Annotated in this window: 11 protein-coding genes; 9 read left to right on the top strand and 2 right to left on the bottom strand. The window is 34.9% G+C overall.

Annotated elements, in window-relative coordinates; all coding sequences use genetic code 11:
• Positions 1–9 precede the first annotated feature (9 nt).
• Entirely contained in the window at positions 10–3,030 is a 3,021-nt protein-coding gene (locus EG814_RS19235) for a SusC/RagA family TonB-linked outer membrane protein (RefSeq protein WP_125723501.1), read from the bottom strand.
• A 392-nt stretch (positions 3,031–3,422) separates the two neighbouring features.
• Here EG814_RS19235 and EG814_RS19240 point away from each other — a divergent pair, with 392 nt between their 5' ends.
• The 5 genes from EG814_RS19240 (at position 3,423) to EG814_RS19260 (ending at position 10,479) form a co-directional block, all read left to right on the top strand.
• Entirely contained in the window at positions 3,423–4,454 is a 1,032-nt protein-coding gene (locus tag EG814_RS19240; RefSeq protein ID WP_125723502.1) for a LacI family DNA-binding transcriptional regulator, read from the top strand.
• 156 nt (positions 4,455–4,610) lie between these two features.
• A complete protein-coding gene (locus tag EG814_RS19245) occupies positions 4,611–5,510 on the top strand; it encodes a carbohydrate kinase family protein (RefSeq protein WP_125723503.1) in 900 nt (299 codons plus the stop codon).
• Positions 5,511–5,918: 408 nt separating this feature from the next.
• Positions 5,919–8,099, top strand: coding sequence for an HAD-IIB family hydrolase (locus EG814_RS19250; protein ID WP_125723504.1), 2,181 nt, complete (start codon positions 5,919–5,921; stop codon positions 8,097–8,099).
• 217 nt (positions 8,100–8,316) lie between these two features.
• The gene (locus EG814_RS19255; RefSeq protein WP_125723505.1) at positions 8,317–9,846 is read left to right on the top strand and encodes a glycoside hydrolase family protein; all 1,530 of its coding nucleotides are present in this window, start codon (positions 8,317–8,319) and stop codon (positions 9,844–9,846) included.
• A gap of 111 nt (positions 9,847–9,957) precedes the next feature.
• Complete coding sequence (locus tag EG814_RS19260) at positions 9,958–10,479, top strand: PPC domain-containing DNA-binding protein (RefSeq protein ID WP_206430324.1); 522 nt, start codon at positions 9,958–9,960, stop codon at positions 10,477–10,479.
• A gap of 140 nt (positions 10,480–10,619) precedes the next feature.
• On the opposite strand, the gene EG814_RS19265 is transcribed toward EG814_RS19260, so the two are convergent.
• Positions 10,620–10,976 (bottom strand): hypothetical protein, encoded by a 357-nt coding sequence (locus tag EG814_RS19265; protein WP_125723506.1) that lies wholly within the window; start codon positions 10,974–10,976, stop codon positions 10,620–10,622.
• Between the two features lie 148 nt (positions 10,977–11,124).
• Here EG814_RS19265 and EG814_RS19270 point away from each other — a divergent pair, with 148 nt between their 5' ends.
• The 4 genes from EG814_RS19270 (at position 11,125) to EG814_RS19285 (ending at position 15,844) form a co-directional block, all read left to right on the top strand.
• Positions 11,125–12,525, top strand: coding sequence for an alkaline phosphatase (locus tag EG814_RS19270; protein ID WP_125723507.1), 1,401 nt, complete (start codon positions 11,125–11,127; stop codon positions 12,523–12,525).
• A 428-nt stretch (positions 12,526–12,953) separates the two neighbouring features.
• A complete protein-coding gene (locus tag EG814_RS19275; RefSeq protein WP_125723508.1) occupies positions 12,954–14,081 on the top strand; it encodes an NAD(P)/FAD-dependent oxidoreductase in 1,128 nt (375 codons plus the stop codon).
• Positions 14,082–14,795, top strand: a complete 714-nt coding sequence (locus EG814_RS19280) for a methyltransferase domain-containing protein (RefSeq protein WP_125723509.1) — start codon at positions 14,082–14,084, stop codon at positions 14,793–14,795.
• A complete protein-coding gene (locus EG814_RS19285; RefSeq protein ID WP_125723510.1) occupies positions 14,792–15,844 on the top strand; it encodes a type III polyketide synthase in 1,053 nt (350 codons plus the stop codon). Before EG814_RS19280 ends, EG814_RS19285 begins: the two co-directional genes overlap by 4 nt.
• The last annotated feature ends 9 nt before the right edge of the window (positions 15,845–15,853 follow it).

Consider the following 15,853-nt stretch of genomic DNA (forward strand, 5'->3'; position numbering starts at 1 on the left):
ATTTTTAAATTAAAACTTAACTTGTAATCCTACCAAAATGGTTCTTGCCTGTGGATAAAATCCTCTGTCTATTCCCATATCCAGAGAATTATTGGCTCCAGATTCTCCAATCTCAGGATCGGTTCCGTCATACTTGGTACTTACCCATAAATTCTGACCCGTAACATAGATTCTGAATTTGTCGATTTTTAGTTTGTCTGTTAAACTCAATGGAAGACTGTAACCTAAAGTCAGTGTTTTTAGTTTTAAGAATGAGCCGTCTTTTACATAAAAATCTGAAACCTGAGAATCTGTCAAACCAAAACCTAAAGTGTTTTTTAAGCCATTTGAAGAATAAGAATCTTTTCTGTTCGAATAACCCGCATCTGTTCTAATCGTCGCGTCATAGATATCATTTCCTTCAGAACCGTATAAAAAAGCATTGAAATCGAAGTTTTTGTAAGCCGCTCCCAAATTCACTCCATAAGTAAAATCAGGAAGAGCACTTCCGATATAGGTTTTATCAGCTGCTGTAATTCCGGCAACTCCGTCATTGTCTTTATAAACTAAATTTCCATCTCCATCAATAGATTCTATTTGATAACCGTAAAATCCTGCAATTGAATGTCCAACTGTCGTTAATGTAATGGGATCATTGAAGACAAAAGTTCCTGTTCCGCCGGTTAACGGCTGTCCGTTATTTCCTAAACTGGTCACTTTATTTTTGTTCTGAGCCAGATTTGCCGAGATATCCCAAGAAAATCCGTTTCCATATTTTTTTCTGTACGAAAGCAATAATTCATAACCTTTATTTTCCATATCGGCAATATTGGTTGCAGGCGCAGGATATCCGGAGAAAAGTGGAACTCCGATCGGAATTAGCATATCGCTTGTTTTTTTGATATAATAATCGAATGTCAAACCGAACGAATTATTGAAAGCATTAATATCTAAACCAAAATTCGTTTGTGCGACTTCTTCCCATTTTACATCTGGATTAGGTAGAAACGCAGGCGTTAAACCCGAAACATTTTCTCCTCCAAAATTGGTTCCTGAACCTGAATTCAACACTGCTGAATATTGAAACGGATTAATATTATCACTTCCGTTAATACCCCAGCTTGCGCGAAGTTTTAAAAGATTAATTAGTTTAGAATCGTTTAAGAAACTTTCTTCAGAAATAACCCAACCTCCAGAAACAGAAGGAAAAACTCCTGTTCTATTATTTGATCCGAAATTGGAAGAAGAATCTGCTCTTAAAGTTCCTGACAATAAGTATTTATGCGCGTAATCGTAATTTACTTTTCCATAAAATCCAACCAAAGCCGTATCAAAAGCATAAGGAACAGCAGAAGTAATTCCCGACGGATTACGGATTGTAGCAAAATTGGTCGATTCAAAATCATTCGTGAAAAAGCCAACTCCATTTCTTGAACTCGTTGCAAAAGACGTTTCATAAACCGACATTCCAGCCAAAACATCTAAATTATGACTTCCTAAATTGGAGAATTTATACGAACCGTTTAAGTCAAACTGCGTCATTTTGTTCGAATAAACTGTTTCTCTCAATGTCGCATTTGTATTTACGTAACCTTGATCAGAAAAATCAAAAGTTGGTGTAAATTGTTTGTCAAACGTATTGTCTTTATAGTGGAAATAAGTTCCTGTGATTTTAAAATCTTTAAATACTTTCCAAGTTCCTTTAATATTCGCCGACGTAATATCTGAAACCGATTTATTATTGGTAATAATCAAAGCTAAAAACGGATTGGCAACAGCACCAACAGTTGGCAACGAAACTCCATTAACGACAACTCCCTGCTGATTTCCCATTCCAAAAGGAACTGAAGGATCTTCTGGATCAAAAGCAGGATAAATGGCCGGAATAGAATTCACAAAATTCATAATAGAAATTCCCGTTCCCGATTGGTTTTCAAAAAGATAATCTCTTTCTACATCAACCAAATTGATTCCGACATTTAAATTAAAATTTGCTGTAAGATCGGTTTCAAAATTTAGTTTAATATTTTTTCTCGTGTATTGCGATTTGCCTTCATTTCCGCCAACCATACCTTTCTGGTCAAAAAGTCCGCCTGAAATAATGTACGAGAAATTTTCTCCGCCACCAGAAATAGAAGTGCTCAAACTCGTAACTGGAGTTGTTTCAAACAATTCTCCGTACCAATCTGTATTTGGTAATTTGGCAATTTCCGTCGGCGTAAATACATTTCCGTTCCCTGGATTTTTAGTTCTAAAATCATTTAAATAAGAAACATAAGCGTCTTTGTTCATTAAATCTGGTTTATTTCCAAGAGATTGAAAACCCGTATAGGTATCAATTGTAACTTTCGGTTTAGCCTGATTACGTCTTCCGGTTTTGGTTTCAACTAAAATTACTCCGTTTCCTCCACGCGCTCCATAAATCGCCGCTGATGCCGCATCTTTTAAAACGTTCATACTTTTAATATCATCGGGATTAAGGAAATTCAGATTAGGAACTTGTTGCCCGTCAACTAAATATAATGGTGCAGACGCTCCAACCGAAGAAGCTCCACGTAAACGAACCGTAAGTGGCGCGCCAGGAGAACCCGAAGTCTGAACTACCGTAACTCCAGGCGTTGTTCCTTGCAAAGCGGCTTCTGGACGGGCTACGGCCAATTCTGAAATCTGAGCCGCATTTACAACTCCTACCGCTGTCGAAACCGCTTTTTTGTTTTGCGTTTGCCCGTATCCTACAACTACAACCTGATCTAAATTGTTCATGCTTTCGTTTAACGTAATCGTGATATTTTGATTTCTTTTTAATGCAACTTCTTTCGTTTCATATCCTAAATAACTCACTATTAAAATTGCTGTTTCTGAAGCTAAAGAAATAGAGAACTTTCCATCAAAATCTGAAGTTGTTCCTATATTGCTTCCTTTAATTTTCAAATCTACTCCTGGCAACGGACCTGTATTTGAGGTCACTACTCCAGATACATTTTGTGAAAATGAATGTGCCGTCATCAAGAGGAAAACGGACATGACCATTTTGAATAAGTAATTTTTCATAAACGCTGGTTTTTTAAATTTGGATTTTTTGGTCTTTTTTTTGTTAATAGTTCAAATATATAGACGTGAAATAGGAATAGTTTAATTTTTAACTTCATTAAACTCCAAATCGAAAAAATCTTAATTCTTCAAAATTGAAAACAGTAATTGAAAAAAAGCAGCAAATTCAAGGCATCAAAACAGATTGAAATTTTTAGCGAAATTTTACTTAAAGGTTTAAGTAGATTTTTTGAGATTTTTTTATAATTAAGGAAATTGATTACAATTTTATATATATAATATTTTTTATAAATTCAAAAACACAATTCATAAATCAACTTAAATTATATTGTATATTCGTCAATTAAAAACAAAAAATACTGTCGATTTCATTTTCCAAAGAATACCAAAAAATGAATAAAAAAATTACTCTCAAACAAATTGCAAAAGAGTTTAATACTTCCATTGCAACGGTTTCTAAAGCCCTGAACGACAGTCATGACATTAGTACGGCCACAAAAAATAAGATTAAAAATTACGCACAACTTCATAATTACAAACCCAATAGCATTGCTTTAAGTTTGCTCCATAAAAAGACTAAAACAATTGGTGTTATAATGCCTACGATTCTGAATCATTTTTTTGTTCAGATTTTCAACGGAATGGAACAGGCTGCCAATGAAAAAGGTTATAATCTGATTACAATAATTTCTAATGGCAAACTGGAAAAAGAAATTACTTCTATCAATCTTTTAGAAAATGGAATTATCGACGGATTACTAATCTCACTTTGCGAGGAAACTCAATCAAAACAGCACGTTTCTCACATTGAAAACTTCATTAAAAATGCCGGACCAGTTGTCATGTTTGATCGCGTTTTTGATTCGCTTGACGCTGATAAAATTATTGTAGACGATTTTAATTGCTCCTACAAAGCGACAGAGCATTTAATAAAAACAGGCTGTAAAAACATTGCTATTGTGACAGTTCTGGATTATCTTGGAATTGTAAAACTACGAATAGACGGCTATTTAAAAGCTCACGAAGACTACAACATTCCTGTAAATAAAAAACTGATTTCTTTAATCAAAAAGGAATATGATTTTGAAACCGAAATAAAAACGATGCTCGACTATCAAAAGGTTGACGGCATTATCGGTCTCGAAGAATATTCTACTGTAGAATCGATGACGATTGCTCAAAACAGAGGGTATAAAATTCCTGAAGACATTTCGGTTATTGGTTTTACAAATAGTGAAATGTTCAAATACTGTAAACCTTCTATTTCCTGCATTAGCCAGCATGGTGTTTTTATGGGACAAATTGCCGTTCAGAAAGTAATTGAAAGGATTGAAAATGAAGGTAAGGATCTGGCTGATTTTGAAACGAAAATTATTAAAGCAAGTCTTATTGAACGTGATTCTACAAAGAAAATAAACAATTAAATTTCAGTATTTTACTACTTAATTTTTAATTACTTGTAAGTTAAGGAATCGTATATTAAAAAAAATGGGTTGCATAAACCGTCAATCTTTTCTATTTTTATGAATCGGAAAACCACTGAGATCCGATTTAATGTTTTAAAAAAGTAAAAAATTAAAATGAGTAACGACAAAAAACTAAAAGCCGTCGCTTTCGGAGAAGTACTTTGGGATATTTTTGATAATGAAAAAAAAATTGGAGGAGCGCCTTTGAATGTGGCTCTTCGCATGAAAGCACTAGACGTTGATTCTAATATGATTAGCTGTGTAGGAAATGATGAAGAAGGAAAAGCCATTATAAACGAAGTCAATAAATTAGGCTTAGAAACCACTACGATTCTAAAATCTGACGATTACCCAACAGGATTAGTAAATGTAACCTTAGACGAAAGTAAATCGGCCACGTATGAAATACTTTATCCGTCTGCATGGGATAAAATTATCTTAAACGAAGAAGCTAGAGAATTAGTTGTAAACTCAGATGTTTTAATCTATGGAAGTTTGGTTTGCAGAGACGAAGTGTCGAGAGAGGCATTGGAGGAACTGCTCCATACACACACCTATAAAGTTTTTGATGTCAATTTGCGTAAACCGCATTATGATTACGAAACACTGCAACACCTAATGCAGTCTGCTAATTTTATTAAATTTAATGATGAGGAACTGACTGAAATTAGTGCCGCTTTCGATTCTCCTTATACTACTTTAGAAGAAAACATGAATTTTATCTGCTCTTTAACCAATGCTACTGCAATCTGCGTTACAAGAGGTAAAGATGGCGCGCTATTATTATGGGACAAACATTTGTATGAAAACGAAGGTTATACCGTAAAAGTTGAAGACACGGTTGGTGCAGGAGATTCTTTTCTAGGCGCTTTAATTACCTCTCTTTTAAATGGAAAAGAACCCCAAGCTGCTTTAAATTTTGCTTGCGCAACAGGCGCGTTGGTTGCAGGATCGGCAGGCGGAAATCCTGAAATTTCAATTCTTGATATTGAAAATCTGATTAATAAAAATTAGAAATACATTTTAAATATATACATCAAACTCTACATTTTGAATTTACATTCTAAATCTACAATGAAATCCGAGAGGTTTTAATCCCGAGGCTTCGGGACTGTCGGGTTCATAATTTTTTTAATGAATTGCCTCCAGCTTTAGCTTGGATGTATATTTTTTTTTAACAACAAGGTTTTAGCCAATCGCAATTTTGGCTAAAGCCATTCATAATTGAAATTCAAACCTCCATTTAAAGCTGGAGTCAAGTGAGTATTTCATTATTCACTATGTTTTAGTAGATATGACATTTACACTATAATCATCAGTTTTAACCTTCAAACATGGGAACTATGTAAATTTAAAGTGTAATTATTTCTTCCTAATCGACCAGAGCGGTGTAACTTGCATTTTCATAATAATCAAGAAAAAATGATGAAAAAATTACGAATTTCACTTATCAATATACACGGACTTCTAAAGGGTTCTGGTCTAGAAATTGGACGGGATGCCGACAACGGAGGCCAAACCAAATACATTTACGAATTAGCCGAATTTTTATCCCAGCACGAAGATGTCGAACATGTGCATCTTTTTACCCGATTAATAGACGATCCCGCTCTTTCTCCAGAATATGCGGTGCCTGTAGAGGTTATCAACGATAAACTAGATATTAGAAGAATTCCGTTTTTAGGAAAAAAATACAAAGCAAAAGAACAGCTTTGGGAGGGACTAGATACTTTTGTGAATGGCGCAATGCAGCACATTAAACAGCATAACATTTTTCCCGATTGGATTCATTCGCATTATGGTGACGCGGGATATGCCGCAGCCGAATTATCAGCCGTTTTAAATATTCCATTTGCTCATACAGGACATTCTTTAGGTTTTTATAAAAAGAAAAAATTAATTGAAAGCGGAGAAACAGAAGAAGAACTCGAAAAAAAGTTCAAGTTTAAAACTAGAATTGCTGCCGAAGAAAAAACCTTAGAACTCGCAGAATTTATTGTTACTTCTACCGAACAGGAAATTGAAACCTACAAAGCCTATAAAAATTTCGAACTCGGAAAATACCACGCCATCTCTCCAGGAATCGATACTCGAAAATTTGTTCCGTATTATTATCAGGAAAATGATTCGGATAAACATATGGAAGAAGCGCAACGAAAATATTGGGTTGCCGAAACTATTTCTAAATTTTTAACCAATCCGCACAAACCTATTATTCTGGCACTTTCGAGACCAGACAGACACAAAAATCTGCATACTTTAATTGACGTTTATGGAAAAGATAAGGAATTGCAAAGTATTGCCAATCTGGTCATTTTTGCCGGAATTCGAAAAGACATTGCAAAAATGCCTGAATCGGAAAAAAACGTATTAACCGATTTGCTTCTTTTAATGGACAAATACGATCTGTATGGAAAAATGGCTATTCCGAAGAAACATGATGTAGAAAATGAAGTTTCGATTATCTATCGTTATGCGGCAGAAAAAAGAGGTGTTTTTGTGAATTTAGCTTTGCATGAAAACTTCGGCTTGACCGTTATAGAATCGGCTAGTTCGGGGCTTCCTGTTGTCGTGACCAAGAACGGCGGACCTTCAGAAATTATTCCGGTTTGCCAGAACGGAGAATTGGTAAATCCGCAAGAAGAAAGTCAGATTAAAAAAGCGCTTCGAAATATTCTAACCGATGAAAATCAATGGAAATATTATTCGAACAACGGCGCCATTAATATTCAGAAACATTACAGTTGGGTCAGCCACGTAAATCATTATGTTGATTTAGTAAAAGAAAATTTATCTGTTTCGTCTGGTGCGGGAATCAAAAAACAGCATTATCCAAACATCAATATCAGCCGATTAAAACGTAAAATCGATCATATATTGGTTTCAGATATTGACGGAACTCTGATCGAACCTAAACTTTCTAATCCTGGTCTAAAAGAATTAAAAACGCATTTAACCAATCGTACGGATAAAATGGCTTTTGCAATGGCATCTGGACGAAATCTGGAATTAGTCAAAAAAGTCATCAATGAAGAAGAATTTCCTCTACCCGACTTTATTATTTGTTCGGTCGGAACCGAGATTTATTACACCAACGGAGAAGATTATATTTTAGATAAAGGCTGGGCAAAATTTCTTTCTGGAAGATGGAAAAGAGAAGAAATTGTCAATAAATTAAAAGCCGTAAAATGGATTAAACTTCAAGAAGATGAAGCTCAAAATCCGTATAAAATCTCGTATTATTATGAAGCAGGACATTACGATCACGACGAATTAATTGAGGTTTTAGGAAAAGAATGGTATAAAATAAATATTATTCCGAGCCACGGTCAGTTTTTAGATTTTATTCCAAAACGTGCTTCCAAAGGAAATGCGATTAAATTTTTATGCCGAAAATGGTCTATTCCACTAGGAAATGTAGTCGCGGCGGGAGATTCCGGAAATGATGTCGACATGTTTAGAGGCCCTGTAAAAGGAATTATTGTCGGAAACAGAAGCGCAGAACTTTTGGCTTACGAAACCACAAAAAGCATTTATGTGGCTAAAACAGCAGCTTCAGAAGGAATTTTAGAAGGTTTAAAACATTATAAAATTATTAAGTAATCAGCTGTGATGGTTAAAAGCCGCGAATTCACGAATTTTATTTCAAAATACTGTACCAGTTAAAAAAAACGAATTAGACGAATTTTTGCCAATTTTTAAAGTTTTAAAAATTCGTGAATTCGTGGCGGAAAGATCAACTTTTTACAAATTCACGATTCACAAAAATTCGTGAATTCGTGGCGAAAAAAAAATAATAACCCATAAAATAAATAATAAAATGTATTCAGGTTCAGGATTTAGCAACTGGGAAATTGGAGATGTTGATGTATTTATAGATGAAAAAGGAATTCATCATTTATTTCATTTAATTATTCCCAATCACGATTATATTGCGCACGCGGTTTCAAAAGATGGTCTTTCATGGAAAAGGGTCAAAAACGCTTTATTTGTTGGCGATCCAGGCGAATGGGACGATGACATGTTATGGACGATGCATGTGAGCAAAAAATCGGATGGCGAAGGTTATGAAATGTATTATACTGGTTTGAAACGTCAGGATAAAGGAATTGAGCAAAAAGTAGGAAGAGCAGTTTCTACCGATTTAATTACTTGGAAAAAAGAAAATCTATACGGACTTCCTTTCAAAAGTGAAGCGCCACACTATGAAGGACAAAACAATAATCCCAGAGAATGGATTAGTTTTAGAGATCCTTTTAAATACCAATACAAAGGAGACGATTATTTACTAATCTGTTCCCGAAGTGCCTCTGGACCAACATACCGCAGAGGTTGTATTGGTGTTGCCAAAAGAGAAAAAGAAGGTTTTGTGTTGCAAAAACCGCTTCATATTCCGTACGTATATGACGATGTAGAATGTCCGTGCGTTTTCGAAATTAAAGGCACGCATTATCTTTTAGGTTCTATTCGAGAAGATATTAAAGTACGCTATTGGTCTGCTCCAGAATTTAGAGGAGAATATTGCGCTTTTCATAATAATGTTTTAATGCCTCAGGGCAATTATGCGGCGAGAGTGGTAAAAGAAGGAAAACATTATTTGGTTTATAATTTTTATTTCGCAGACGGAAATGTAAATACACATCGCGTGATTCCGCCACCAAAAGAGCTAGATACCGATAAAAGCGGAAGACTTCGGTTAAAAAGTTACTATTTCTGGGAAAAATTATATCAGAAAACGATTCAGCAAAAAGACCTGCCGCAGCCCATGCCGATTTTGGGAAATCCAACAGCAGAATTTCTTCAGGAAAATGAAAACAAATGGCGTTTTGGATGCAGAAGCGGTTACGAAATTTACTGTTTTGAAAAACCGTCAATGGATTTTGTCTGGGAAGGAACGCTTTCTGTTGAAGGAATGGGAAAAACTGGTTTTGTAATTGAATGTGATAAAGAAGGAACTGGCTATTATATTTCGATTGATTTCATGAACGGTTTTGTACAGTTTAGAGCTTGGGGATTTAATGAAAAAGATGTAAAAAACAATTTTATCTTTCAAAACATACAAACGAACCAGTTTGAAATTGGCGAGGAAAAACAGATTTATTTCAAAATAATCCGTTATGGAAATTACTACGAACTTTCTATAAATGATATAGTAAAATTGACTTTACTGGATTTTAAATACAACGAAGGAAAAGTCGGAATCTACGTTTGTTCGGCTGTGATTTCGATAAGTGATTCTAAAATTCACGCTATTCCAGAACCAGAAAATGAATATGCCGCTTCTGATCCTGAAAAATATGAAAAAGATCATAATCGAATTATTCAGGTTCAGGGTCCAGGAACTCTCTAATTGTTTGGAACGCTGATGACGCGGATTTACTTCGTAAAGACGCGGATTAAAACGAATTTTTTTAAGGATTAATCTGTTTTATCTGCGTTAAAAAAATTAAACACAAAGACTATGATAAAAAAAATCGCAACTTTATTACTATTTTTTCTGTTTTTTAATCTTTCACACGCACAGAAAAATGATGCAGAAAAATGCCGTTATACCAAAACAGCTCAAGGTTTTCTGATGGTTCTTCGCGAAGGCGATAATGTTTTAGAATTAATCGAAAAATTGGCTAAAGAACAAAATATTCCTTCGGCGAATTTCACGGGAATTGGTTTTGCGCAAGATGCTACTTTTGGTTTTTATGATTTTAATGAAAAGAAATTTCATCCTAAAACATTTAATAAAGTCGAAATGGGAAGTATAACAGGTTCTGTTGCTTGGAGCGGCGACAAACCTTCTATACACATGCACGGCGTAGCAACCGACGACAAATTTGACGCTTACGGTGGGCACATTCTCGGACTAAAAGTCGGAACGGGTTCTATGGAAATTTACATCACGGTAAATGCTGAAAAACTGGAAAGAAAAATAGAACAGCCGTTGAATGCAAATGTTCTACAATTGCCTTGTATTGATAGCAAAAAATAAAATTTAAACACATAGAAACATAGTTTTTGTAAGCTTTGACAAAGTTAACTCGACACAAAACTATGTGTTAGAAACTAGTTTCTTTTTATCTTCTTTATTTCAAAAAAGTAAATTCTATGTTTCTATGTGTTTAAAATTCATTAATTCAATCGCTCTGTAGTCTCCATTCTCAAACAATATTCACTTCCTAAATATAGCGGGTTTCCGTGTTTTTCTGACCAAAATCCGTCAAGGATATCTTTTGTGATACACCTGTAAACGGCAACGCCTTTATACGTTTTATTGTCGTCTCCTTTGTAATTAAAATTGATGACCAGAATATTATCCTTAAAAAAACCAGTTCCTTTTTGTTTATGCGAATTGATAAGCCAGTCCGCTTTTATTCGGTTGTTTTTGTCTAAAGCTAAGGTCAAAATGCCTTGATAGGTAATCTCATTACTTTCGTCCTGATTGCTTCCTGAAATGGAATACTTTCCAACTAAATCTTGTATCGTCATTTATTTTTGATGCTAAATAAAACCCATTCCAATATCGGAATTGGAGCAGATTGCAAATTTAGAAAAAAACAACAATAAATTAATGCAACAAAGTTTCGTTAATAAGGAAAATGTTTTTAATTTGCGTCGCATTAAAAACAATCAAAAAATGAATAGGCGTAAATTTTTAAAAGGCTCTACCGCGTTAACCGGACTTTTCACTCTAGGTCCGTCAGTTCTATTTGCAAATAATTCAGAAGATATTTCTAAAAAAAGCAAAAAGGCAAAAAACATTATATTCATGGTTAGCGACGGAATGAGTTCTGGCACGCTACAAATGGCAAATTTATATTCTCAGTATATTCTAGGTAAAAACGGAAACTGGATTACGCTTTATGACGAAAATAAAGTTTCAAGAGCGTTGATGGATACTGCTTCAGCTAGTTCTGCAGTAACCGATTCTGCAGCAGCCAGCTCATCGTTTGGAGGCGGACATCGTGTCAAAAATGGTGTTTTAAACGTTGGTACTAATGGAGAAAAATACCTGCCGATCTGGCAAAAGTTCAAAAATGCCGGTAAAAAAGCGGGCTGTGTGACTACCGTTACCATTACTCATGCCACTCCTGCTGGTTTCTGTGTGAATTCTGATAGCAGAAATGCAGAGCCTGAAATTGCAGAAATGTACGCCGATCTTGGAATTGATGTTCTAATGGGCGGTGGCGATGAATTTTTCAATTCAGCAAAAAGAGCAGATAAAAAAGATGTTTACAGCAAATACGAACAGAAAGGATATCAGATTCTAAAAAATGGTGCTGACTTAAACAATTTAAAAAAAGGAAATAAAACACTTGGTGTTTTTTCTTCGGGCGCACTTCCCTATTCTATTGACCGAGCTAATATTGCCGAATTGCAAAATACGCCGACTCTTGCCGAAATGAGTACTGCCGCAATTAACCAAATGAAAGATCATGAAAATGGTTTTGTTTTGCTGATTGAAGGCGGAAAAGTAGATTGGGCGGCTCATGCCAATGATATTTCGGCATTGCTTCACGATCAGTTGGCTTTTGATGATGCTATTAAAGCAGCGATAGATTTTGCCGAAAAAGACAAAGAAACGCTTGTTATTATTACTACAGATCACGGCAATGCCAATCCAGGGCTTATTTATGGAGCAGATGCCGTAAAGAATTTCAAAAGCATTGCTGATTATAAATACACAAACGAATATGTTTTAAATGCCATTCATAGCGATTTCAATTTACAGCAGATTAAAGACTGGATTTTTGAAACCAACAAAATAAGCCTGACTGACGAAGAAGCAAAACATTTATTGGGCTTCTATTCTGGACTCGAAAAACAAGAAGGCGGATTGTATAATTATAAAAAACTTCCGTTTAAAGCCTATTCAGAAATTCAGAAAAAGCATAACAATGTAGGTTGGATCAGCATGGATCATTCTGGCGATTATGTAGAACTTGCTGCTTTTGGCCCAGGAAGCGAACTTCTGAAACCTTTTGTAAAAAATACCGATATGCATTATTTAATGCTAAAAGCTTCTATAGAAAGTTAGAAATTATTGAGTTATGGGTTATGGGTTATGGGTTATGGTTTATGAGTTATGAGTTATGAGTTATGAGTTGTGAGTTGTGAGTTTTAAAGATATAGTCGAATTTTATATTCTTAAGTTAAACGTCATAACTCATAATTTATCATTTGCATTTGCATTTCATAATTCATAATTCATACCTCATAACTCATACCTCATAACTCATAACTCGTACCTCACAACTCATAATTCATAATTCATAACTCAAATCTCACAACTCACAACTCACAACTCATAACTCATAAACCATAACCCATAACCCATAACTCACAACTCACAACTCACAACTCATAACTCTAACACATAACTTCTACTTCCAACACATTGATATTTTGTTAATTTCTTATCGAATTTAATAAAAGCATATCAAAATTTATAGCTAAATTGGTAGTATGAGAACAAATCCGGATGTACTTATTATTGGAGGCGGACTTGCTGGTCTGGCAGGCGCTTTACACTTATCCAAAAAAGGATTGAAGGTTGTTCTTATCGAAAAAAATACTTTTCCAAAACACAAAGTTTGCGGAGAATACATCTCAAATGAAATTCTTCCCTATTTATTCTGGCTGGATATAGATGTTTCTAAACTTCATCCAACAGCCATTTCAAACTTTGAATTTACGGCGCAAAACGGTAAAACAGCAAAAACGAAACTTCCGTTAGGCGGTTTTGGAGTCAGCCGTTACGAATTGGATCATTTTTTATTTCAAAAAGCAGTAGAAAACGGCTGTACCATTATTACAGAAACCGTGACAAATATTTCTTTTGAAAACGACATTTTTACCGTTACTACTTCTGAGGAAATGCTTTCTGCAAAAATTGTTTTAGGCGCTTTTGGCAAAAGATCCAATATTGACCAAGTGCTGTCCAGAGATTTTATTTCTAAAAAATCTCCGTGGCTGGCTGTAAAAGGGCATTATAAAGGAAACTTTGACGAAAGTCTTGTCGGTTTGTACAATTTTCAAGGCGGTTATTGCGGTGTTTCAAAAGTCGAAAAAGACATTATAAACATTTGTTATCTCGCCGATTTTGAAACTTTTAAAAAATATAAAAACATTGAAGAGTATCAAAAATCAGTTCTTTATAAAAACAAAAAACTAAAGGCCATTTTTGAAAACAGCACTTCCATATTCGAAAAACCTTTAACGATCAGCCAAATTTCATTCGATAAAAAAGAGCCTGTGGAAAACCATATCTTAATGATTGGCGATACCGCTGGATTAATTCACCCGATGTGCGGCAACGGAATGGCAATGGCGATTCACAGTGCTAAAATTGCTTCTGAAATAGTTTTGGATTTTTATTACGGAAAAATCGAATCCAGAAATGACTTCGAAAAAAAATACAGTAAAGAATGGAAAAAGCATTTTAGTAAAAGATTGCTTTTTGGTCGATTATTAGCCAAAGCGCTCACACATAAAAACCTTACTCACGTATTAACGACCGTTGCGGCATCGCTTCCGTCATTACTTTCCCTTATTATAAAACAAACACACGGCCGTCCCATAACTAGTGAATAAATGAGTGTAAATACCAAATATAGAACAGAAGAAATCGAAATGATGGATGATTTTTCGCTTCAAAGCGAAGAACTTATTGGCGCGCTAGATCAGATTGCTTCAATAAATCAGTTGCTAGGCGGAAATAAACTGACGCTTCATGGGATAAAAGAACTTTTAAAAAAGACCGATACTTCTAAAACGATTACAATTGCCGACATTGGATGCGGAAATGGCGATATGCTACGAATGCTTGCCAAATATGGAAAAAAACATAATCTTAAATTTCAATTAATCGGAATTGATGCTAATGCTTTTACGATTGATTATGCCCGAAAACTTTCAGCAGATTTTACCAATGTTGAATATATATGTTTGGATATTTTTAGCGAAGAGTTTAAATCGCTAAAATACGATATTGTCTTGTGTACGCTGACATTGCATCATTTTACTACAAATCAGATCAGCGATCTAATGCAAACATTGAATAGTAATGCTTCAATTGGAATTGTTGTAAATGATTTGCATCGCAGCAAAGTCGCTTATAGATTATTTCAGCTAATTGGCGTTGTTTTCAATCTTAATACCATGTCTCGCAACGACGGACTTATTTCTATTCTAAAAGGATTCAAAAAAAGGGAATTAGAGCATTTTTCAGAAAAATTAAATTTAAAAAACTATTCCATCAACTGGAAATGGGCTTTCCGTTACCAATGGATAATTACAAAAATATGAGTGTAAAGATCGTTACAGCTGTTAAGCAGCTTCCGCAATATTCCCGTACAACCGAAGAAATACTTCCGCTTGTAGAAGTCTGGCTTGAAGGTCAGGAAGAACGTTTTGTCAAAAAAGTAAAAAAGATTTTTGAAGGCGCTTCTGTAGATAAACGCTATTCCATTATGGAACCTTCAGAGGTTTTTACGGCCACTTCATTCGAAGAAAAAAATGATATCTACAGCCGCGAAATGATTGTTTTAGGAGAAAAAGTGCTGGAAAAAGCACTCAAAAAAGCAGATTGGGATCCTGAGAGTTTAGATTATATTATTACCGTAAGCTGTACCGGAATTATGATTCCGTCGCTTGATGCGTATCTTATTAATAAAATGAAATTAAGACAAGATATTGTTCGACTTCCTGTAACCGAAATGGGCTGTGCGGCAGGAATATCTGGAATTATTTATGCGAAGAATTTTCTAAAATCAAATCCAGGAAAACGCGCTGCGGTAATTGCAGTAGAATCGCCGACAGCAACATTTCAACTCAATGATTTTTCGATGCCGAATATTGTCAGTGCTGCCATTTTTGGAGATGGAGCTGCCTGTTGTTTATTATCGTCAAGCGAAAGTGATAATGGTCCCGAAATTCTGGACGAACAGATGTATCATTTTTATGATGCCGAACACATGATGGGTTTCAAACTAACCAACGGCGGATTGCAGATGGTTCTTGATATAGAAGTTCCAGATACGATTGCTTCTCATTTTGGCGATATTATTCATCCGTTTTTAAAACAGAATAATTTAGAAATAAAAGATATTGACCACATGATTTTTCATCCCGGCGGAAAAAAGATTGTAACCACGGTTCAAGAACTTTTCGCAGGATTAAATAAAAATATCGACGATACAAAAGAAGTACTAAAAGAATATGGCAATATGTCGAGTGCAACTGTTTTATATGTTTTGGAGAACATTATGAACCGAAATCCGAAAAAAGGAGAAAAAGGTTTAATGCTAAGTTTTGGCCCGGGTTTTTCGGCACAAAGAGTTTTATTGCAATGGTAACTTAAGAGC

Source organism: Flavobacterium ustbae (assembly GCF_003946915.1).
In the GTDB taxonomy this organism is placed as follows: Bacteria; Bacteroidota; Bacteroidia; order Flavobacteriales; family Flavobacteriaceae; genus Flavobacterium; species Flavobacterium ustbae.

Coding starts and splice junctions, on each gene's coding strand:
- EG814_RS19245 (WP_125723503.1), top strand. CDS start 4,611: ATGAGTAACGACAAAAAACTAAAAGCCGTCGCTTTCGGAGAAGTACTT.
- EG814_RS19280 (WP_125723509.1), top strand. CDS start 14,082: ATGAGTGTAAATACCAAATATAGAACAGAAGAAATCGAAATGATGGAT.
- EG814_RS19270 (WP_125723507.1), top strand. CDS start 11,125: ATGAATAGGCGTAAATTTTTAAAAGGCTCTACCGCGTTAACCGGACTT.
- EG814_RS19235 (WP_125723501.1), bottom strand. CDS start 3,030: ATGAAAAATTACTTATTCAAAATGGTCATGTCCGTTTTCCTCTTGATG.
- EG814_RS19255 (WP_125723505.1), top strand. CDS start 8,317: ATGTATTCAGGTTCAGGATTTAGCAACTGGGAAATTGGAGATGTTGAT.
- EG814_RS19285 (WP_125723510.1), top strand. CDS start 14,792: ATGAGTGTAAAGATCGTTACAGCTGTTAAGCAGCTTCCGCAATATTCC.
- EG814_RS19240 (WP_125723502.1), top strand. CDS start 3,423: ATGAATAAAAAAATTACTCTCAAACAAATTGCAAAAGAGTTTAATACT.
- EG814_RS19265 (WP_125723506.1), bottom strand. CDS start 10,976: ATGACGATACAAGATTTAGTTGGAAAGTATTCCATTTCAGGAAGCAAT.
- EG814_RS19250 (WP_125723504.1), top strand. CDS start 5,919: ATGATGAAAAAATTACGAATTTCACTTATCAATATACACGGACTTCTA.
- EG814_RS19260 (WP_206430324.1), top strand. CDS start 9,958: ATGATAAAAAAAATCGCAACTTTATTACTATTTTTTCTGTTTTTTAAT.
- EG814_RS19275 (WP_125723508.1), top strand. CDS start 12,954: ATGAGAACAAATCCGGATGTACTTATTATTGGAGGCGGACTTGCTGGT.